The organism is Sphingomonas sp. GC_Shp_5 (genome assembly GCF_026540855.1).
Taxonomy (GTDB): Bacteria; Pseudomonadota; Alphaproteobacteria; order Sphingomonadales; family Sphingomonadaceae; genus Sphingomonas.
Genome location: NZ_JALNUP010000004.1, coordinates 39,866 through 60,022, shown reverse-complemented (window position 1 = coordinate 60,022; position 20,157 = coordinate 39,866). Strand labels below are relative to the sequence as shown.

General features: G+C 68.6%; 17 protein-coding genes. 11 read left to right on the top strand and 6 right to left on the bottom strand.

All coding sequences use genetic code 11. From position 1 onward, the window contains the following. Nucleotides 1-12 precede the first annotated feature (12 nt). Nucleotides 13-1,557 (bottom strand): CoA-acylating methylmalonate-semialdehyde dehydrogenase, encoded by a 1,545-nt coding sequence (locus OXR60_RS04530; RefSeq protein WP_267394499.1) that lies wholly within the window; start codon nucleotides 1,555-1,557, stop codon nucleotides 13-15. Between the two features lie 298 nt (nucleotides 1,558-1,855). Here OXR60_RS04530 and OXR60_RS04525 point away from each other — a divergent pair, with 298 nt between their 5' ends. Continuing rightward, nucleotides 1,856-3,964, top strand: coding sequence for a malate synthase G (locus OXR60_RS04525; RefSeq protein ID WP_267394497.1), 2,109 nt, complete (start codon nucleotides 1,856-1,858; stop codon nucleotides 3,962-3,964). A gap of 36 nt (nucleotides 3,965-4,000) precedes the next feature. Here the strand turns inward: OXR60_RS04525 and OXR60_RS04520 are convergent, their stop codons facing one another. Further along, nucleotides 4,001-4,465: a MarR family transcriptional regulator gene (locus tag OXR60_RS04520; RefSeq protein WP_267394495.1), complete on the bottom strand. Its 465-nt coding sequence runs from the start codon at nucleotides 4,463-4,465 to the stop codon at nucleotides 4,001-4,003. Between the two features lie 93 nt (nucleotides 4,466-4,558). Here OXR60_RS04520 and hppD point away from each other — a divergent pair, with 93 nt between their 5' ends. From hppD to OXR60_RS04485, 7 genes are all read left to right on the top strand, one after another. Next, nucleotides 4,559-5,629 carry a 4-hydroxyphenylpyruvate dioxygenase gene (gene hppD, locus OXR60_RS04515; protein WP_267394493.1) on the top strand — a complete coding sequence of 357 codons (1,071 nt, stop codon included), beginning with the start codon at nucleotides 4,559-4,561 and terminating at the stop codon, nucleotides 5,627-5,629. Nucleotides 5,630-5,670: 41 nt separating this feature from the next. After that, nucleotides 5,671-6,951 carry a homogentisate 1,2-dioxygenase gene (hmgA, locus tag OXR60_RS04510; RefSeq protein ID WP_267394490.1) on the top strand — a complete coding sequence of 427 codons (1,281 nt, stop codon included), beginning with the start codon at nucleotides 5,671-5,673 and terminating at the stop codon, nucleotides 6,949-6,951. After that, on the top strand, nucleotides 6,948-7,319 hold the full coding sequence (locus tag OXR60_RS04505) for a Rieske (2Fe-2S) protein (protein ID WP_267394488.1): 372 nt from the start codon (nucleotides 6,948-6,950) through the stop codon (nucleotides 7,317-7,319). The genes hmgA and OXR60_RS04505 overlap by 4 nt, the downstream gene beginning before the upstream one ends. A gap of 137 nt (nucleotides 7,320-7,456) precedes the next feature. Beyond that, nucleotides 7,457-9,949, top strand: a complete 2,493-nt coding sequence (locus tag OXR60_RS04500; RefSeq protein ID WP_267394486.1) for a TonB-dependent receptor — start codon at nucleotides 7,457-7,459, stop codon at nucleotides 9,947-9,949. Between the two features lie 51 nt (nucleotides 9,950-10,000). Continuing rightward, the gene (locus OXR60_RS04495; protein ID WP_267394484.1) at nucleotides 10,001-10,900 is read left to right on the top strand and encodes an alpha-L-glutamate ligase; all 900 of its coding nucleotides are present in this window, start codon (nucleotides 10,001-10,003) and stop codon (nucleotides 10,898-10,900) included. After that, nucleotides 10,900-11,931, top strand: coding sequence for an LLM class flavin-dependent oxidoreductase (locus OXR60_RS04490; protein ID WP_267394482.1), 1,032 nt, complete (start codon nucleotides 10,900-10,902; stop codon nucleotides 11,929-11,931). The genes OXR60_RS04495 and OXR60_RS04490 overlap by 1 nt, the downstream gene beginning before the upstream one ends. A gap of 80 nt (nucleotides 11,932-12,011) precedes the next feature. After that, complete coding sequence (locus OXR60_RS04485; protein ID WP_267394480.1) at nucleotides 12,012-12,203, top strand: hypothetical protein; 192 nt, start codon at nucleotides 12,012-12,014, stop codon at nucleotides 12,201-12,203. 30 nt (nucleotides 12,204-12,233) lie between these two features. Here the strand turns inward: OXR60_RS04485 and OXR60_RS04480 are convergent, their stop codons facing one another. Continuing rightward, the gene (locus OXR60_RS04480; protein ID WP_267394478.1) at nucleotides 12,234-13,535 is read right to left on the bottom strand and encodes an Hsp70 family protein; all 1,302 of its coding nucleotides are present in this window, start codon (nucleotides 13,533-13,535) and stop codon (nucleotides 12,234-12,236) included. Nucleotides 13,536-13,745: 210 nt separating this feature from the next. Between OXR60_RS04480 and OXR60_RS04475 the strand changes: the two genes are divergently transcribed. Continuing rightward, on the top strand, nucleotides 13,746-15,476 hold the full coding sequence (locus OXR60_RS04475) for an ATP-binding protein (protein WP_267394476.1): 1,731 nt from the start codon (nucleotides 13,746-13,748) through the stop codon (nucleotides 15,474-15,476). On the opposite strand, the gene OXR60_RS04470 is transcribed toward OXR60_RS04475, so the two are convergent. Next, entirely contained in the window at nucleotides 15,380-15,790 is a 411-nt protein-coding gene (locus OXR60_RS04470; protein WP_267394474.1) for a BLUF domain-containing protein, read from the bottom strand. The two genes, OXR60_RS04475 and OXR60_RS04470, sit on opposite strands and share 97 nt — an antisense overlap. Nucleotides 15,791-15,964: 174 nt before the next feature. On the opposite strand from OXR60_RS04470, the gene OXR60_RS04465 reads away from it, so the two are divergent. Together OXR60_RS04465 and OXR60_RS04460 are read left to right on the top strand one after the other, a co-directional pair. Then, nucleotides 15,965-16,720 carry a PilZ domain-containing protein gene (locus tag OXR60_RS04465; RefSeq protein WP_267394472.1) on the top strand — a complete coding sequence of 252 codons (756 nt, stop codon included), beginning with the start codon at nucleotides 15,965-15,967 and terminating at the stop codon, nucleotides 16,718-16,720. A 19-nt stretch (nucleotides 16,721-16,739) separates the two neighbouring features. Beyond that, nucleotides 16,740-17,432: a response regulator gene (locus OXR60_RS04460; RefSeq protein WP_267394470.1), complete on the top strand. Its 693-nt coding sequence runs from the start codon at nucleotides 16,740-16,742 to the stop codon at nucleotides 17,430-17,432. Between the two features lie 6 nt (nucleotides 17,433-17,438). Here the strand turns inward: OXR60_RS04460 and OXR60_RS04455 are convergent, their stop codons facing one another. After that, on the bottom strand, nucleotides 17,439-17,903 hold the full coding sequence (locus OXR60_RS04455; protein WP_267394468.1) for a spore coat U domain-containing protein: 465 nt from the start codon (nucleotides 17,901-17,903) through the stop codon (nucleotides 17,439-17,441). Further along, nucleotides 17,900-20,137, bottom strand: a complete 2,238-nt coding sequence (locus tag OXR60_RS04450; RefSeq protein WP_267394466.1) for a fimbria/pilus outer membrane usher protein — start codon at nucleotides 20,135-20,137, stop codon at nucleotides 17,900-17,902. The genes OXR60_RS04455 and OXR60_RS04450 overlap by 4 nt, the downstream gene beginning before the upstream one ends. Between the last annotated feature and the right edge of the window lie 20 nt (nucleotides 20,138-20,157).

Sequence of the window (20,157 nt, the reverse complement as noted above, 5' to 3'; positions counted from 1 at the left end):
GTTGCGGGCCGGTCAGCCCATCGTCGGGATGACGAACGCATCCTGGACGCGCGAGGGTCCGCCGTCCTCGCTGCCACCGGGGAGCGCCGAGCCGTCGGGCCAGCGCTGGGTGACCGTCTTGACCTTGGTCCAGAACTTGACGCCCTCGAGGCCATGCTGGTTGGTGTCGCCGAACGCCGAGCGCTTCCAGCCGCCGAAGCTGTGATAGGCGACCGGCACCGGGATCGGCACGTTGATCCCGACCATGCCGACGTTGACCCGCGCCGCGAACTCGCGCGCGGCATGGCCGTTGCGGGTGAAGATCGCGACGCCGTTACCGTATTGGTGATCGCTCGGCAGGCGCAGCGCCGTCTCGAAATCGGGCGCGCGGACGATCTGCAGCACCGGGCCGAAGATCTCTTCCTGGTAGGCGCTCATCTGCGGGGTGACATGGTCGAACAGCGACGGGCCGATGAAGAAGCCCTGTTCATGGCCCTGGAGCGCGAAGCCGCGGCCGTCGACCACCAGCTCGGCGCCCTCGTCGACCCCGGTCTGGATCCATTGCTCGATGCGCTGGCGATGCGCGGCGTTGACCACCGGGCCGTAATGCGCCTCGGCATCGGTCGAGACGCCGACGCGCAACGCGTCGATCGCGGGGATCAGCTTCTCGCGGAGCGCGTCGGCGGTCTTGTAGCCGACCGGCACCACCACCGGCAGCGCCATGCAGCGCTCGCCGGCCGAGCCAAAGGCGGCGCCGGCGAGATCGGCGACGACCTGGTCGAGATCGGCATCGGGCATGACCACGCCATGGTTCTTGGCGCCGCCCATCGCCTGGACACGCTTGCCGGCCTCGACGCCGCGGCGGTAAACATAATGGGCGATGTCGGACGAGCCGACGAAGCTGACCGCACCGATCGCGGGATGATCGAGGATCGCATCGACCATCTCCTTGTCGCCATGGACGACCTGGAGGATGCCCTCGGGCGCGCCGGCCTCGAGCATCAGCTCGGCGAGGCGCACCGGCAGCGACGGATCGCGCTCGGACGGCTTGAGGATGAAGGCGTTGCCGCAGGCGATGGCGACGCCGAACATCCACATCGGGATCATCCCGGGGAAGTTGAACGGGGTGATGCCGGCGCCGATACCGATCGGCAGGCGCATCGAATAGACGTCGATCCCGGGGCCGGCGCCATGGGTATAATCGCCCTTGAGGATGTGCGGGATGCCGCAGGCGAATTCGATCACCTCGAGCCCGCGCTGGATGTCGCCCTTGGAATCGGCGATTACCTTGCCATGCTCCGACGAGAGCAGGTGGGCGAGATCGTCCATGCTGGCCTCGACCAGTTCCTTGAAGCGGAACATGACGCGGGCGCGGCGCTGCGGGTTGGTCGCGGCCCAGCCAGGCTGCGCGGCCTGCGCGGCGGCGACCGCACGATCGAGATCGGCCTTGGTGCCGAGGGTGACGGTGGCCTGGACCTGGCCGGTGTTGGGATCGAACACGTCACCGGTGCGGCTGGCGCCACCGCCAACGTTCGATCCGGCGCCGCCACCCACGATGTGATGGTCGATGATGCGCATGGCATGCTCTCCTATTTTTCGGGCGGCTCTGCGCCGCTCGGGGGAGCGAGGCAAGGGGTTTGCGGTAACGAGATCGACCGTCATCCCAGCGGAAGCTGGGGTCTCGCCGGGGAAGTAGCCGCGGGAGACCCCAGCTTTCGCTGGGATGACGATTTTGTGGCTGATGTCACCACCGATCGCCGGGTGACCGCTAGCCAGAGCCCTGGCTCGTGGTGCTGCGGCCGGACGGTTGGAGACGGGTCGACTCCTCGCGGGCATGCTATAGTTCCTCCACACCCACCCACGAACGAGGACCGGGATGATCGAGCGAGCAGGATTGCAGGTGGCCGAGGAACTGGCCGCGTTCATCGAGGGGCAGGCGCTGCCGGGCACGGGGATCGCGCCCGAGACATTCTGGGAAGGGGCGGCGGCGATTTTCACGGCGTTCGCGCCCGAGAATCAGGCGCTGCTCGACACCCGCGACCGGCTGCAGGCGGCGCTCGACCAATGGCATGGCGCCCATGCCGGGCAGCCGGTCGATCAGAAAGCCTATCAGGCGTTCCTGCGCGAGATCGGCTATCTGGTCGACGAGCCGGCGCCGTTCGCGATCGACCCGCGCGGGGTGGACGACGAGGTGGCAAGCCTAGCGGGCCCGCAGCTGGTGGTGCCGGTGCTCAACGCGCGCTTCCTGCTCAATGCCGCCAATGCGCGCTGGGGCAGCCTGTATGACGCGCTGTACGGCACCGACGCGCTCGGCGCGCCGCCGGTGGGTGGCGGCTACGACGGGGCGCGCGGCGCCGCGGTGGTGGCGCGGGCCAAGGCATTTCTCGACGAGGCGGTGCCGCTCGCGATCGACTGGGCGGACCTGGTCGCCGCGGAGGAGATACCGGCGCTGATCATGGACGATGCGCAGCTGATCGGGCGGCGCGGCGCGAACTGGCTGTTCCGCCATCGTGGCCTCCACATCGAGCTGGTGGTGGACGACCGCCATCCGATCGGGCGCGACGATCCGGCGGGGGTTGCCGACGTGCTGCTCGAATCGGCGCTGACCACCATCGTCGACTTCGAGGATTCGGTCGCCGCGGTGGACGCCGCCGACAAGGTCGCTGCCTATGGCAATTGGCTGGGGCTGATGACCGGCACGCTCGAGGAGACGTTCGCCAAGGCGGGCCGCACCATGACCCGGCGGTTGGCCGAGGATCGCCCTTATGTCGGCCTTTCCGGCGAAGACATCGTGCTGCCGGGGCGCAGCTTGTTGTTCGTGCGCAACGTCGGCCATCTGATGACGACGCCGGCGGTGCTGCTCCCCGATGGCGGCGAGGCGCCCGAGGGGATCCTCGATGCGATCGTCACCAGCCTGATCGGGCTCCACGACCTCCAGCACCGCGGCCCGCTGGCGAACAGCCGCACCGGATCAATCTACATCGTCAAGCCGAAGATGCACGGGCCGGCGGAAGCGGCGTTCACCAATGCGCTGTTCGACGCGGTGGAGGATCTGCTCGGCCTTGCCCGCCATTCGATCAAGGTGGGGGTGATGGACGAGGAGCGGCGGACCTCGGTCAATCTCGCCGCCTGCATCAACGCGGTGCGCCACCGCATCGTCTTCATCAACACCGGCTTTCTCGATCGCACCGGCGACGAGATCCACAGTGCGATGGCGGCGGGGCCGATGGTGCGCAAAAGCGAGATGAAGGCGGCGGCGTGGATCCGCGCCTATGAGGATCGCAACGTCCAGATCGGCCTCGCCTGCGGGCTCGCCGGCCGCGCGCAGATCGGCAAGGGGATGTGGGCGGCGCCCGACCGGATGGCGGCGATGCTGGCGGAAAAGATCGCCCACCCGCTGAGCGGCGCGACCACCGCCTGGGTGCCCTCCCCCACCGCGGCGACGCTGCACGCGATGCATTATCACGGCGTCGACGTCGCGGCGCGGCAGCAGGCGCGCGCCGCCGAGCCGGTCGCCGGGCTCGACGCGCTGCTGACGCCGCCGGTGGCGGGTGGGCGCAACTGGCAGCCGGACGAGATTGCCGCGGAGCTCGACAACAACGCGCAAGGCATTCTCGGCTATGTGGTGCGCTGGGTGGACCAGGGGGTGGGCTGTTCCAAGGTGCCCGATATCCACGACATCGGGCTGATGGAGGATCGCGCGACGCTACGGATCAGTTCGCAGCACATGGCCAATTGGCTGCTGCACGGCGTCGCCACCGCCGACGAGGCCGAAGGTGCGCTGCGACGGATGGCGGCCAAGGTGGATGCGCAAAATGCCGGCGACCCTGCCTACCGGCCGCTGATCGGGCTAGAGGCCGGGCCGGACGGCGAAAGCCTCGCCTTCCAGGCGGCGCGGGCGCTGGTGTTCGAGGGTGCGCGCCAGCCAAACGGCTATACCGAGCCGGTGCTGCACCGCTTTCGCGCGCGGGTGAAGGCGGGATGATCGGCTCGTGCGCCAGCGCGTGCCGGCGGATTGCGGCTAGCCGGGGCGCCCGTCGCGCTCGTTACGTAGCGCCAGCGTCACCGCGTCGATGCGGCGCAGCATGGTGACGAAGCCGTCGATCTCCTGCGCTGAGAAGCCGGAGAACAGCCGCCGTTCGAGGTCGAGCGCCTTGGGCGCGACCGCGGCATAGAGGTCGCGCCCCGCGTCGGTGAGATCGAGCAGGTGCGAGCGGCGGTCGTCGGGGTTGGCGCGGCGGGCGAGCAGCCCGCGCTCGACCAGCGCGATCGCGGCGCGACTCACCGTCACCTTGTCCATCAGCGTGCGCTGGCCGATCGCCTGCTGGGTGATGCCGCCGGTCTCGGCGATCACCGCGACCAGCCGCCATTCGGGAATGGTCAGCGCGAACAGTGCCTCATAGGCGCGCGCGATCGAGTCGCTGACCAGGTTGGAGGTCACCGAGAGGCGGAAGGGGATGAAGTCGTCGAGCGCCAGTCCGGTCATGCTCCAGGTTAGTATCAGTTGACACGATCCGGGCAATCACGCAGAAGAGTTGGTAACGAACGATACCAAAAAATATTAGGAGAGAATGCCGTCATGGATCACATGGACGTCAATCCGATGGGCCTCGACGGGTTCGAGTTCTGCGAATTCACCTCGCCCGATCCCGATGCGCTGGCGCACCAGTTCGAGCAACTGGGGTTCGTCGCCGCCTCGGTGCACCCGACCAAGGCGGTGACGCGCTACAAGCAGGGCCGGATCAACCTGCTGCTCAACCAGGAACCGAGCGGCCATGCCGCGGACTTCCGCGCCGCGCACGGGCCATCGGCGAGCGGGATGGCGTTTCGCGTCGGCAATGCGCGCGAGGCCTATGAGGCGGCGCTGGCGCGCGGGGCGAAGCCCGGCGATGCGGCGGGCGGCGCGCTCGGCGAGAACAGCTATGTGCTCGAGGGGATCGGCGGCTCGCTGTTGTATCTGGTCGACCGCCACGGCAATGGCGCCACCCTGTACGACGACTGGCACCAGGTGCCCGGCGCCGAGCAGGCCGAGGCGGAGAACAGCGTCGGGCTCGACCTGCTCGACCATCTCACCCACAATGTCCGCCGCGGCCAGATGCGCACCTGGTCTGCCTTCTACGGCCAGATCTTCGGCTTCGAGGAGCAGAAGTATTTCGACATCAAGGGCAAGGCGACGGGTCTGTTCAGCCAGGCGATGATCGCGCCCGACCGCGCGATCCGCATCCCCCTCAACGAGAGCCAGGACGACAAGAGCCAGATCGAGGAGTTCATCCGCGACTATAATGGCGAGGGCATCCAGCATCTGGCGCTGACCACCGAGGACATCTTCGAGACGGTGGAGAAATTGCGCGCCCGCGGGGTGAAGCTGCAGGACACGATCGAGACCTATTACGAGCTCGTCGACAAGCGCGTGCCGGGCCATGGCCATGATCTCGAGCGGCTGCGCAAGAACCGCATCCTGATCGACGGCAATGTCGGCGAGGAAGGCCTGCTGCTGCAGATTTTCACCGAGACGATGGTGGGGCCGATCTTCTTCGAGATCATCCAGCGCAAGGGCAATGAGGGGTTCGGCAACGGCAACTTCCAGGCGCTGTACGAATCGATCGAGCTCGACCAGATCCGCCGCGGGGTGATCACCGTCGACGCATGAGGCCGCTCCTCCCTCGAGGCGTGCGGCAGGAAGGACGGCCCGTGAGCGACTATATTCCCGGCTTCGGCAACCATGTCTCGACCGAGGCAGTGCCCGGCGCGCTGCCGATCGGGCGCAATTCGCCGCAGCGGCCGGCGTTCGGCCTTTACGCCGAGCAGCTCTCGGGCACCGCCTTCACCGCGCCGCGGCATGAGAACCGGCGTTCGTGGCTGTACCGGATGCGGCCCACAGCCGAGCATCCGCCCTACCGGCGCTACGAGGGGGCGAGGCTGTTCGCGCCAGGCACCGGCGACGCGCCGCTCGCGCCCAACCGGCTGCGCTGGGACCCGCTTGCCGCGCCAGGCGAGCCGCTCGACCTCGTCGACAGCCTGGTGACCATGATCGCCAATCGCGACCCCGCCGATCTCGAGGGCGTCGCGGTGCATCTCTATGCCGCGGGGAAGGACATGACGACCCGCGTCTTCACCGACGCCGACGGCGAATTGCTGTTCATCCCCCAGGCGGGGCGGCTCGAGCTGCTCACCGAGCTCGGCCGGATCGAGGTCGCGCCCGGGCAGATCGCGCTGGTGCCGCGCGGGGTGAAGTTTCGCGCGCTGCTGCCCGATGGCGAAGCGCGCGGCTATGTCGCCGAAAATCATGGTGCGCTGTTCCGGCTGCCCGATCTCGGCCCGATCGGCGCCAACGGCCTCGCCAACCCGCGCGACTTCGAGACGCCGGTGGCCTGGTTCGAGGATCGCGACACGCCGACCGAGGTGATCCAGAAGTTCATGGGGTCGCTGTGGACCACCACGCTCGACCATTCGCCGCTCGACGTGGTCGCCTGGCACGGCAATCTCGCGCCGTGGCGCTATGACCTGTCGCGGTTCAACACGATCAACACAGTGAGCTTCGATCACCCCGATCCCTCGATCTTCACGCTGCTGACCTCGCCGTCGGACGTCCCCGGCCGCGCCAATGCGGATTTCGTGATCTTCCCGCCGCGGTGGATGGTGGCGGAAGGGACGTTCCGGCCGCCATGGTTCCACCGCAATGTGATGAGCGAGGCGATGGGGCTGATCCGCGGCGCCTATGACGCCAAGGCGGAAGGCTTCGCGCCGGGCGGGCTGTCGCTGCACAATCTGATGGCGGGGCATGGGCCCGATCTCGCCAGCTGGCAGGGTGCGAGCGCCGCCGACCTCACGCCGCACAAGATCGACGGCACCATGGCGTTCATGGTCGAGAGCTGCTGGCCCTATCGGCCGACGCCCTATGCGCTCGACCATGCCCAGCTCGACTATGACGCGGTGTGGGCGGACTTCCCCAAGGCAGTGCTGCCAGGGTGAGCGCCGATGCGCGGCTGGCGGCGACGCCGGCGGGGGTGACGCTGGGCGCGCTCGACATCGTCCCCGACGACGGCGCGCGCAACTTCGTGTTGCAGCTGCGCGCCGGGCGGTTCCACGGCTTCGTGGTCCGGCGCGGCGATGCCGTGTTCGGCTATGTCGATCGCTGCCCGCACATGGGGCTGCCGCTGGCGCAGGTGCTCGACGCCTATCTGACACCCGACGGCGGGCTGATCGCGTGCAGCTGGCATGCGGCGCTGTTCGACGTCGCCAGCGGGGCGTGCGTCGGCGGCCCCTGCCCGGGCACGCGGCTGACGGCATGGCCGGTAGAGGTCGTCGACGGGCGGCTCGTGACAATGGGCGGCGACTAGGCGGCATTGCCGCCTTTCATCCCCTGCGCGGCTCGCCCCGGCGCAAAGAAAATCTGTGCCATCGCCTATACAGATGATGGAGATTGCCCGCGCGCGCTCGGCTATCCTGGCCCGATCAGGATAAAAGGGTGACATTCGTGAAGTTTAACCGCGCCGTGCTGGCGATCGCCGGCTCCTCCCTCGCGCTGCTCGCCGCCCAGGCCGCCGCGGCCCAGGACGCCGCCGCCCAGACCGCCGGGCAGGACGCTGCCGGCCAGGACCAGGCGAGCCCGCCGGCCGCCTCCGACTCCGAACCGGGGACCGCGCCGCGCGCCGCCGAGCAGAACGATATCATCGTCACCGGCACCCGCGCCGAGGGCCGCACCAGGCTCGACAGCGCATCGCCGGTGGACGTGCTGAGCGGCACCGCGCTGCGCCAGCAGGGCACCACCGAACTCGGCGCCGCGCTCGCCAGCGTCGCGCCGTCGATCGACTTCCCGCGCCCCTCGGCGACCGACGGCACCGACGCGATCCGCCCGGCGACGCTGCGCGGCCTGTCCCCCGACCAGACGCTGGTGCTGATCAACGGCATCCGCGGTCATACCTCGGCGCTGCTCAACGTCGGCGGCTCGGTGGGCCGTGGGTCGGCGGCGGTGGATCTCAACACCATCCCCGCCACCGCGCTCGACCGGATCGAGGTGCTGCGCGACGGCGCCTCGGCGCAATATGGCTCGGACGCGATCGCCGGCGTGATCAACCTGCGACTGCGCGAGGCGCGCTCGGGTGGCGGCGCGCAGGTGACCTATGGTTTCTACAACACCGACATCGACACCGCCAACGGCGACCGCCGCACCACGGGCGAGCCGACCACCACCGTCTCGGCATGGCAGGGCCTGGGCTTCGGGCGTGACGGCTTCCTCACCCTCTCGGGCGAATATACCAAGCGCGAGCCGACCAACCGCGCCGACTTCACCCCGACGCTGACCCCGAGCACCGTGCGCGCGCGGTTCGGCGATCCCGAGGTGGAGCAATATACCTTTGCCGCCAACGCCGGCACCTCGCTCACCGACACCTGGAGCCTGTACGGCTTTGCCACCTATCAGGATCGCGACACCCGCAGCGCCGCCTTCCCGCGGCTCCCCGCGACGGCGATCGCCAACGGCGTCGGCTCGATCTACCCCGACGGCTTCCTGCCGATCATCAACACCAAATCGCGCGACCTCAATTCGGCGCTGGGGCTGAAGGGCGAGGCCGCGGGCTTCAACGTCGATCTCAGCGTCAGCTACGGCCGCAACAAGATCGACTTCCGCACGCTTGATTCGATCAATTACGCTTATGGCACCGCCTCGCCGACCGACTTCGACGATGGCTCGCTAGTCTATCAGCAATTCGTCGCCGGCGCCGATTTCAGCCGCAAGTTCGACGTCTTCCAGTCGCTCAACGTCGCCTTCGGCGTCGAGGGGCGGCGTGAGTGGTTCACCATCAACCCCGGCGAACAGGCGTCCTACGACTATCCCGCGAGCGGCCCCAACGCCCGTACGCCAGGTGCGCAGGGCTTTGGCGGCTTCTCGCCGGCCAACGCGATCGACGCCAGCCGCCGCAACGTCAGCGGCTATGTCGATCTCGAGGGGCAGATCACCGACAAGTTCCTGGTCGGGCTGGCGGGCCGCGTCGAGGATTATTCGGACTTCGGCTCCACCGCCAACGGCAAGGTATCGCTGCGCTACGACATCGCGCCGTGGTTCGCGCTGCGCGGCACCGCCTCCACCGGTTTCCGCGCGCCCTCGCTCCAGCAGCAATATTTCACCTCGGTCGCCTCGGTGATCCAGGACGGCAGTGTGGTGCTGAGCGGCACCTATCCCTCGACCAGCGCGGTGGCGGTGGCGCTCGGCGGCAAGGCGCTCGAGCCCGAGAAGTCGACCAACTTCTCGGCCGGTACGGTGATCCGCTTCGGCGGCTTCGACCTGACGGTGGACGCTTATTACATCCGCCTGCGCAACCAGCTCGCGCTGTCCGAGCTGATCCAGCAATCGACCAGCCAGACCGCGGCGGTGAATGCCGAGGTGGCGAGCATCCTCGCGCCGTACAACGTCTCGGCGGCGCGCTTCTTCATCAACGGCGTGCGCTCCAACACCAAGGGCATCGACGCGGTGGCGCATTACCGCTGGCGCACCGACGCGGCGGGCAGCTTCGACTTCACGCTCGCGGGCAACGTCAACAAGATCGAGGTGACCGAGGTGCCGACCTCGACGGCCGCGCTCGACCCAGCGCCGGTGCTGTTCTCGCGCAGCCGCATCAACACCATCCAGTCTGGCACCCCTGGCGAGAAGGTGACGGGGACGATCGACTGGTCGCTCGAGCAGCTCGGCGCGCTGGCACGGGTGACCTATTATGGCAACGTCACCCAGCCGAGCAACACGGTCGCCAACGACGTCCATACCGGCGAGCATCTGATCACCGATCTCGAGCTGCATTATCAGCCCACCAAGGGCGCGCAGTTCGCGGTGGGCGTGAACAATCTGTTCGACGTCTACCCGACCGAATATCCGGCGCGGCTGAGTTCGCCGACCGGGACCGTGGGCTATCCTTATTACTCGCCGTTCGGGTTCAACGGACGCTTCCTCTACGTGCGCGCCGGGCTCAACTGGTAATCGCAGGCGCTGGGGTTGGCGCGCCGGCCAACCCCCGGTAATCGCACGGGCATGACCGATCTTGCCGTTCTCTTCGAGCATCCCGCCTGGTTCACGCCGCTGTTCGCGGCGCTGGACCGGCGGGGGGTGGATTACACCGCGCTGCGCCCCGAGGGGTTCTGGGATCCCGCCGACCAGGCGCCCCCTGCCCGTGTCGTGCTCAACCGCATCGCGATGTCGAGCTTCCTGCGTAGCGGCGAGCATCCGATCTTCTACGCCACCGCATTGTTCGATCATTGGCGCCGCGCGGGCGCGCAGGTGGTCAACGGCGCCGACGTGCTCGCGATCGACGCCTCCAAGGCGCGGCAATTGTCGCTGATCGCCGGCCTCGGCCTCGCCATTCCCGAGACGAGGGTGGTCCACCGCGCCGCGGATGTTGCCGCGGCGGCGGCTAGCCTGTCGTTCCCGCTGGTGGTGAAGGCCAATATCGGCGGCTCGGGCGCGGGGATCACCCGCTTCGACAACATGGCCGAGCTCAACTATGCGATCGAGGCCGGCGAACTGCCGAGCAGCGTCGATGGCGTGCTGCTGGTGCAGGATTATGTGCCGGCAAGAAACGGCACGATCACCCGGATCGAGACGCTCGACCGCGCCTTCTTTTATGCGATCGACGTCGCCGGCGGCGGCGCGTTCGACCTGTGCCCGGCGGATGCCTGCGTCGAAGACTCGGGGATCAGCATGGCCGCGGTGCAGCCCGCGCCCGCGCTGGTCGACGCCGCCGAGCGGATCGCCCGCGCGGTGGACCTCGATGTCGGCGGGATCGAGGTGATGATCGACGATCGCGACGGGATTCCGCGCTTCTACGACATCAATGCGTTGTCCAACTTCGTCGCCAAACCGATGGACGTGCTCGGCTGGGAGCCGCACGACAAGTTGGTCGATTACCTGCTCCGCCGGATCGAGGAAGCCTGATGCGCTACGGTTATTGGATGCCCGTGTTCGGCGGCTGGCTGCGCAACGTGCCCGACGAGGGGATGGACGCGAGCTGGGACTATGCCAAGCGGCTGACCCAGAATGCCGAGAAGTGGGGCTACGACCTCAGCCTGATCGCCGAGCTCAACCTCAACGACATCAAGGGCATCGAGCAGCCCGCGCTCGATGCCTGGTCGACCGCGGCGGCGCTCGCCGCGGTCACCGAGACGGTGGAGCTGATGGTCGCGGTGCGGCCCAACTTCCACCATCCGGCGCTGTTCGCCAAGGCGGCCGCCAACATCGATCGCATCTCGGGCGGGCGCCTGGCGCTCAACGTCGTCTCCTCCTGGTGGGCGGACGAGGCCAAGCAATATGGCCTGCAGTTCGATCAGCATGACGACCGCTATGCGCGCACCGAGGAATGGCTGACGGTGGTCGACGGGCTGTGGACCGAGGAACGGTTCAGCTTTGCCGGCAAATTCTACCAGACCGATGCGGCGATCTGCTCGCCCAAGCCCGCCAAGCGCCCCACCGTCTATGCCGGCGGCGAGAGCGAAAAAGCCAAGGCGATGATCGTGGGCCAGTGTGACGCCTATGTGATGCACGGCGACCCCGTGGAGGCGATCGCGCCCAAGATCGCCGACATGGCGGCGCGGCGCGAGGCGGCCAACGAAAAGAGGGGCGGCGGCGCGCCGATGCAATACGGTATGGCTGCCTATGCGATCGTCCGCGATAGCGAGGCCGAGGCCAAGCGCGAGCTGGAGCGGATCACCACCGTCAGCGAGCTGCCCGCGGGCTATGCCAATTTCGATCAATGGCTGTCGGGCACGCAATTGGAGCGCGAGCTCAAGATCCAGGAATATTCGGTGTCCAACCGAGGCCTCAGGCCCAATCTCGTCGGCACGCCCGAGCAGCTTAAGCAGCGCATCGCCGATTACGAGGGCGCGGGGCTCGATCTGCTGCTGTTGCAGATGAGCCCGCAGGAGCAGGAAATGGAACGGTTCGCGGCGCAAGTGATGGGCACCGCCTGATCCATATTCAGGCCTTGGCCGTAACGAATGGCACCTTCCGGCGCGACATAGGTTAGAGTCTTCCGAATGGAGGAGCTGACGTGGTCGACGAGCGTATTGTAGCAGTGGGGTTCCTGACCCAGCGCGACCTGGATGTGCTCGGCGGTGGCTTCAACCGGCTATTTCCGATCGAATGCGACGATGTGTTCGCGGATCTGTTGCGGCAGCTCGACGATGTGGAAGCCTCGCCGTCGGGCAAGGGCGTGCTGTTGCAGCCGGGTTCGCGCCACTGAAGGGTTAGGCACGGCGACGACTGCGACGCCTCACGCCGTCCAGGGCGCGAGATCGTCCTCCTGAGCGATCAGGCCGAGACCATGGGCGATCGAGGTGAGTTCGCCGCCGCTCATGATCGCGGCCTCGCCAAAGCGGCGGGTGAAGATCCGCCGCACTGCCGGGGTCAGCGAGGTACCGCCGGTGAGGAAGACGCGGTCGATCTCGGCCTCGCTGGTTGCTGCGGCGGCTAGCGCGCGATCCACCGTCGCCTCGATCCGCGCGACATCGTCGGCAATCCAGCCTTCGAAATCGGCGCGGGTGACATCGGCCTCGATCTCGAGCCCGGCGCCGGCGAAATGGAAATGCGCGGTCTCGTCGGCGGACAGCGCACGCTTGAGGCGGCCGACGGCGTCGTAGAGCGGGTAGCCGAGCTCATGCTCGATCACCGCGATCATCCGCCCGATCGCCGCGGGATCGAGCGCATTGCGCTGGAGCCGGCGCAGCTCGTCCATCGTGCGCCGGTTGCGCATCAACGCCAGCCGCGACCAGTCGGCGAAATCGGCGAAATAGCTGCGCGGGATTTCCAGCTCCTTGTCCATCGAGCGATAAAGCCCGCCCTTGCCGAGCATCGGCAGCACCAGCTGGTCGACGATGCGATAGTCGAACCGGTCGCCGGCGATGCCGATGCCGGCATGGCCGAGCGGCACGCAGCGCCGCCCCGCACCGGGTTCGGCGACCCGCACCACCGAGAAGTCGCTGGTGCCGCCGCCGAAATCGGCGACCAGCAGCGTCGCGGCGCGGTCAAGTTGCGCGGCGTAACCATAAGCCGCGCCGAGCGGCTCGTAGACATAGTGCACCTCGTCGGCGAAGCCGGAAAACATCGCATCGTAGCGCTGGCGGGCGAGCGCTTCGTCCGGCCGCGACCCGGCATATTCGACCGGGCGGCCGACGACGAGGCGGCGCGGCCGCGTCGCGAGCGCGCCGCCGGCATGGCTGGCGAGGCCGGCGAGGAACCGGCGGCCGAGTTCCTCGAAGCGATAACGCTTGTCGAACACCGAGGCGGTCTCGAAGCTGGCGCTGGCGGCGACCGACTTGAACGACTGGAGGAAGCGGCTGTCCTGCGGATATTCGAGATATTCGGCGATCGCCCAGGGGCCCGCCTCCACCGCAAGGCCGCCCTTGACGTCATCGTCGTGCCAGAAGCACAGCGCCGAGCGGAACACCTCCTCGCTCGCCAGCGGGCCGGCAAAGGACAGCAGCCGCGGCGCCTCGCCGGGGGCGGCGAGCGCGACGACGCTGTTGGTGGTACCGAAATCGAGGCCGACGACGAGGCCGGAATCACTGATCGTCATGAACACTCCGGACCGCCGCGACGGCGCCGCCTATGCCGGGCACCGTGCCCGTCGCGCAACTCCCCTTGCACAAACGCTCGCTCGCCGATCATGCCGTAACGCCTTAACATATGTGCTAGGATCGCCCGCTAGGGCAGCTGATCGTGGCCCTCTGCACCGTTGGGGGTCGTGATGTCAGCGCATTGCCTTGTCGGTTCCGGAGAAGACCTGTTGCCCGATCGCATGCTCGTGTTGGTGCCCGACGACCTGGGAGGCGCGCTGGTGCGCGATATGCTGTCCGGTGCGGGAATGAAGAACGTCGCTGCCAGCGCCGCCGATATCGTCGATGCGATCAACCGATCGATGCTCGCCGCGGCGGTGATCGCCGAGGAGGCGCTCGCCGACTTCGAATGGCCGGCGCTGAAAGCGGCGCTGGCGAACCAGCCGCCCTGGTCCGACTGTCCGTTCCTGGTGCTCGCCAGCATCGGTATCGAGCGCCCGACCTATCCGATGCCGATCGAGGCGCTGGGCAACCTCACCCTGATCGACCGGCCGCTGCGCGAGGAACCGCTGGTCAGCGCGGCGCGCGCGGCGCTGCGCGGGCGCGAGCGACAGCGCCGGGCCGAGGCCTATCTGCACGAGCGCGAGGCAGCCGAGGAGCAGGTGCGGCTGCTCGCGACCACGCTGGAGGCGCGGGTGGTGGCGCGGACCAGCGAGCTCAACGCCGCGCATGCCGAGAGCGAGGCGACCAAGCAGATCCTCCACGAAAGCGAGGAACTGTACCGCCACACCATCGAGCTGAGCTCCTTCCACCCCTGGACCGCCTCGCCCGACGGCATGACCGTGACGTTCCACACCCGGTGGCACGACGCTGCGGTGCACAGCGCGGTGCGCAGTGCGCGCGAGGTGCTGCGGATGGCGCATCCCGAGGATCGCGCGTTGCTGATGCGGACGTGGCGCGACACGCTGCGCAGCCGCACCGCCAACCATGTCGAGGTGCGCGGGCTGGTGCCCGACGGCAGCTACCGCTGGGTCCACGCCCGCGCCGCCCCTCGCCTCGATGCCAATGGCGAGGTGGTCCGCTGGTATGGCACCGTCGAGGATATCGATGATCGCAAGCAGGCCGATTTCAACCTGCGCCGGATGCAGCGCGAGCTGATCCACGTCTCGCGGCTAAGCGCGATGGGGGCAATGGCCTCGGCGCTGGCGCATGAGCTCAACCAGCCGCTGACCGCGATCGCCAATTACGTGCGCGGCGGCCGGCGGATGATCAGCCAGATCGAGACGCCCGACAAGGCCGCGGAGGCGGCGCTGCTGCGCGACGCGCTCGACGAGGCCGACGACAATGCGGTGCGCGCCGGCGACATCATCCGGCACCTGCGCGAGCTGGTGATCCACAAGGATGGCCGCCGCGAACTGAGCCGCCTGCCCAAACTGATCGACAACGCCGCGCGAATCGCATTGATCGACGCGCCGGGCCTCGGGATCCGCGTGCATTACGATCTCGATCCCGCCGCCATCGACGTGCGGGTGGACCGGGTGCAGATCGAGCAGGTGCTGATCAACCTGCTGCGCAACGCGGTGGAGGCGGTGCAGCAGAGCGAGGAGCGGCGCTTGTGGATCTCGACCAGCATCGTCTCCGACGACTGGTGCCAGGTGTGCGTTGCCGACAGCGGCCCGGGGCTGGCGCCCGAGATCGCCGAGCGACTGTTCGCGCCATTCAACACCAGCAAGTCGGAAGGCATGGGCATCGGCCTGTCGATCTGCCGCACGATCATCGAGGCGCATGGCGGGCAGATCTGGGCGGAGCGGGTGCGCGATCACCGCACCCACATGTGCTTCACGCTGAAGCGCAGCAGCGCCGATCAGTCGGCGTCACCCGCCGCCAGCTCGACCAGCAGCCGCACCAGCCGCGCCCGGGCGGAGCCCGCCGCATCACGCACCGCGCGCTCGACAATCTGATCCACAAAGGAGGATTGGCCGGCGTAGGACAGGTCCCACTGGTTAAGCCGGCGTCGCGCGGCGGGGCCCTCGGCGATGGTGACGAGGCCGGTGTGGCGTGGATCGCGCTCGATGCTACCGCGCAACAACGCCAACGAGGCCTGGCTGCCCTCGAGATATTGCGCGAATCGCTGGCCGGTGAAGATCAGGGTGCCGGTGATGCCGAGCTCTCGGTTGCGCTCGTGCGAGACGCAGCGGATCGCCGCCAGCGTGTCCGCCACCTGCTCCCGGCCGGGGACCAGTTCGCTGACGCAACTCCAATGAAACACGCGCATTTACGACATTGGCCCGATCACGAGAGTGACGCAGCGATAAGCGGCCCGGCCCGGCTTCGTCCAGCATTCCGCGACGAATATTTTATATACGAAGCAGAAGCCCTTGGCGCCGCCCGCTCCTTGCATAGGACGGCCAGTGCACACGCGCGGGCCGCGCCAGATAGCGCGGCTTTCGTGGCAACAATCGACAGCTACCGTAGTCTTACGAGGTTGACGTTTAAGGTCGAATACGAACCTTTCGGCGACGAGAGGACGTGGCCGCGCGTGGCCCGGACGAGGATCGCGATGCACCCGATACGTAAGCTTTCGATGCCGAGCCAAGCTGCCGACCAGGTGGTGGCGGAGGCGGCCGTGCCGACGGGACCGCGCATCGAGCGGCGCAGCGAGCGGCGCCATGCGCAGATGCTGCGGCCGGTAACGGTGATCGACGATGGCGGCGACCAGGCGGTGCGGCTGCTGACGCTGTCGCTGCGCGGCGCCTCCGGCAAGGTCAGCCAGCCGCTTCAGCCCGGCGCGGCGGTGGCGATGGTGTTCGCGAGCGGCCATTGCATGCCGGCGACGGTGCGCTGGTGCAAGGGCGAGGTCGCCGGCTTCCAATTTCCCTTTCCGTTGTCGATCGACGTGCTGGAGGATACCGACCGCCACGAGCGAACCGAGCGCGCGCCGCGCTATTCGACGTCGCGGGCGGGCACCGTCCGCCATGGCGACGGGCGGGAATTCGCCATCGAGATCGGCAATGTCTCGTCCACCGGCTTCCTGATCATCGGCCACGCCCAGCTCACCCCCGGCGCGCACGTCCAGGTGTGTTGCGGGACGATGCGACCGCTGACCTGCGAAGTGCGTTGGGTGCGTAACGACCACGCTGGTCTTCAGTCTTCGGAGGCGATCTCGCTTGATGAGTTTCATGACGCCACAAGCGCACAATCGTGAACCTGGTGGAGGCCGCGCATTGTTCGGCGACGACGGCGTAGACCCCGCGCCGCGCGAGCATGACGAGCACCTGTTCGGGCTGCGCGCCGCCAATCACAAGCGGACGGTGTACGTGGTCGACGATGACCGCGCGATCCGCCGCTCGCTCAGCCTGTTCCTCGCCACGGTGGGGATGCAGAGCCGACCATATCTGAACGGCGCGGATTTCCTCGCCGATGTCAGCCACCTGCCACCCGGCTGCGTGCTGCTCGATTTCCGCATGCCCGATCGCGACGGGTTGCAGGTTCTCGAACAGCTCGGCGAACGGCTGCCGCTGTTCCCGACCATCGTGATGACCGGGCATGGCGACATCGACATTGCGGTGCGCGCGATGAAGCTCGGCGCCACCGATTTCATCGAAAAGCCCTATGCCGAGGACATGCTGACCGGTGCGCTCGATCGCGTGTTCCGCCAGCTCGATGAGCATATCCAGGCCGCCGGCGCGCTGGCCCAGGAAGAAGACCGGCTGCGCGCGCTGACCGGGCGCGAGACCGACGTGCTGCGCGGGCTGGGCATGGGGATGTCGAACAAGGGGCTGGCGGCGCACCTCGCGCTCAGCGTGCGTACCGTCGAGATGCACCGCGCCAACATGATGGCCAAGCTCGGCGCGCGGAACCTCTCCGATGTGCTCCGCCTCGCCTATCGCGCCGGGCTGATGGCGGACGGCCAATAGGGTCGCTCACTGCAGCACCAGATACCCCGCCGGCGCATCGGCATAGCTTCCGGCGCGGACGCGGCGATCGGCGAGGATGCGGCCATAGACGGTGTAGCTGGCGCTGTGCCGCTCGCCCGCGGCGAGCGCCATGCTGCCGCCGACCACGCTGGTGCCGCCGGTGCCGTCTCCCCACGGCTGGCGATAGTTGGGCGAGGTGTAGAGATCGTAGCGCAGATCGCCGGCGGCGCCGTGCATCACCCGGCCTGCGCCACCGGGCGCCGGCGCGATGCGGATGTCATAGGCAATCGTCGCGGCAAGCGTCGCGGTGCAGGTGACGAGGATGGTCGCGGTGATATCGGCGCTGCCGCCGCCGACGCTGCGGAACTGGCCGAATTGCAACGGCGAGACGTCGGCGCTGCAATCGACGCCGGGCGGCGTCGCGGCGAGCAGCAGCAACAGCGGCACGAGGGCGAGCAGGCGGCGGATCATGGCGGTGTCTCCTGGCAGACGAGCGCTCCGAGCCGTGGCAGATCGGGCTGGCCGACCGGATAATCGGCGCGCGCGGTACAGTGGCGGCCGGTGTCGGCGACGGTGACGTCAAGCAGGTTGAGCGCGGCGAGCCCCTCGAGATAGACCTCGCCGCCATAGCCGACGCTGGTCGCGAGATCGGTGCCGCGCACCGCCACCGTGCTACCCACCGGCAGCGCCGCGCCGTTGGCATCGACCAGGATCATGGTCGCGGCATGGACGACGCGGATCGGGAAGCGCACCACCACCCCGGCGCGGGCCGGCGGCACCACGGTTTGCGCGACGGTGTCGATGGTCATGCCGAGACCGAGCCCGGCGGCATCGATGCTGAGCCGGTTGGTCTGATAGGCACGCAGCATCGGCGCGAGCAGGCGTCCCTCACTATCGGTGGTGCCGACCAGGCGGTTCTCGAGGAACACGTCGACGCCCGGCTGATCGGCGTCGATCACGGCGAAACTGTCGTCGATGGTGTTGGCGGCGAATACCCCGCCCTGTGCGACCACCACTGCGCCCGTCGCGGTCGCGCGGAAGCGGGTGATGCCATAGCCCTGGTCGATCCCGGCGCCGAACTCGCCGATGCCCGAGCGGTAGCGGACCTCGCCAAAGCCCCGGGTCGCGGCGCCGTCCTGGGTCAGCGCCGCACGCCAGCCGAGCGTGTCGACGCCATCGAGCGAGCGAGCGACCTGGATCGTGCCCCCCGCGCGGCCATCGGACAGGATGCCGGAGGCGGTCGCGGTGGTGCGGCCGCCGAAGCGCAGCGACATCGACAGGGTGGCGCCGGTCCCGGCTCGGCCGGCGAGATCGTGATAGCCGGTGGCGAAGGCGCGCAGCGCGGCGCCGAGCGACCCCGACCAGCTCAGCGAGACGAGCCGGGTGGCGCTGCCGGCCGCGGCATAGCTCGCCCCGAACGAGCCCCAGCCACCGATCCGGCCGCCGATCCGCGCGCGAACCAAGCTCGCCGGGGTCGGCTCGCCGTTGATCGCGGCGAGATCGCGATAACCGTCGCTGGCGCGCTGCACCGAGACGCCGAGGCTGACCCCGCGGGTGACCCGCTCGATCCCCGCCGACACCAGCGCCCCGGCGCTGCCGCCACCGACACTGCCCGCCGCGGCGACCGAGGCGGTGGCCCAGCTGCCCAGCGTGAACGCGCCGCCGATCCCGGCGTTGGCCAGCCGCTCGGCGAACTCGCCATGCGCTTCGCCGGTAATCCAGTCGGCGAGACCTCGGCGCAGCGTCGCGGAGGCGGCCGGCATGCCGTAGCGGTCGCTCGACGAGCCGAAGTTGCGCCGGATCAGCCCTGCCTCGGCACTCAGCGAACTCAGCCCCTCGGCGAGCAGCGACGGGCTGGCGTAGAAAGCGAGTTGCTGCACCACCTGACGGCCGAGGCTGTCCTGGGTGACCACCGAGACCTGGTTGGCACCGCTCATCACCGGCAGCCGCGGAATCTCGAACGGACCCTGCGGCGTCTGCTGCGACAGGCGCTCGACGCCGTCGACGAGCACGCTGACGGTGGTCGGCACCGCAGCGGTGCCGCTGGCGTGCGGCACCGGATAGGTGACGAGATCGGGGCGCAGCGAGAAATCCGACTGGAGCTGGACACCGCCCATGCGCACCGGCCGGGTCCAATCGAGCCCGCCGGAGATGACGTCGCCGACGCGGTAGCGGCGCAGGCTGACCGGATCCGAATAGGTGACGCTGGTCTCCAGCCGGCGATATTCGGGATCGTTGGTGAGCCGCGCGGTCATCGTCGTCTCCGCCACCCATGGCCCCCGGGACAGGCGCGCGTCGAACGCGCCCTGGATGGTGGGCGTGGCGGTGCCCTCGCCTTCGACATCGAGATCATAGTCGAGCACCAGCGCGGTCCCGGCGCTCGCGCCCGCCAGCACCGCGGGCGAAGCGCCCGCGCCGAGCCTGCTGGCGGGGACCGCGCCGGCATCCGCCTCGATCGAGGCGATGCCGGTGGCGCGATCGAGGCTGACGCGAACATGCGCCAGGCGGTCGAGCCGGACCGGCCCCGCCGCACCTGCCGGCAGGATCAAGCCGATGCGGCGCAGATCGTCGGCCTGGGCGAACAGCCCGCCGTCGCGCTCGATCAGTTCGATGATCTCGCCGGTGTCGCGACCGTTGAGCACGATCGCGGCCACCATCGGCGGCAGCGGCGCCGCGGGTTCCGCCATGGCGTCAGCGATGGCCATGCGGGGCACGACGATCGCCG

Bases quoted from the DNA above. Each gene is read 5' to 3' on its own strand.
- OXR60_RS04530 (WP_267394499.1), bottom strand. From the start codon at position 1,557: ATGCGCATCATCGACCATCACATCGTGGGTGGCGGCGCCGGATCGAAC.
- OXR60_RS04525 (WP_267394497.1), top strand. From the start codon at position 1,856: ATGATCGAGCGAGCAGGATTGCAGGTGGCCGAGGAACTGGCCGCGTTC.
- OXR60_RS04520 (WP_267394495.1), bottom strand. From the start codon at position 4,465: ATGACCGGACTGGCGCTCGACGACTTCATCCCCTTCCGCCTCTCGGTG.
- hppD (WP_267394493.1), top strand. From the start codon at position 4,559: ATGGATCACATGGACGTCAATCCGATGGGCCTCGACGGGTTCGAGTTC.
- OXR60_RS04495 (WP_267394484.1), top strand. From the start codon at position 10,001: ATGACCGATCTTGCCGTTCTCTTCGAGCATCCCGCCTGGTTCACGCCG.
- OXR60_RS04490 (WP_267394482.1), top strand. From the start codon at position 10,900: ATGCGCTACGGTTATTGGATGCCCGTGTTCGGCGGCTGGCTGCGCAAC.
- OXR60_RS04480 (WP_267394478.1), bottom strand. From the start codon at position 13,535: ATGACGATCAGTGATTCCGGCCTCGTCGTCGGCCTCGATTTCGGTACC.
- OXR60_RS04470 (WP_267394474.1), bottom strand. From the start codon at position 15,790: ATGCGCGTGTTTCATTGGAGTTGCGTCAGCGAACTGGTCCCCGGCCGG.
- OXR60_RS04455 (WP_267394468.1), bottom strand. From the start codon at position 17,903: ATGATCCGCCGCCTGCTCGCCCTCGTGCCGCTGTTGCTGCTGCTCGCC.
- OXR60_RS04450 (WP_267394466.1), bottom strand. From the start codon at position 20,137: ATGGCCATCGCTGACGCCATGGCGGAACCCGCGGCGCCGCTGCCGCCG.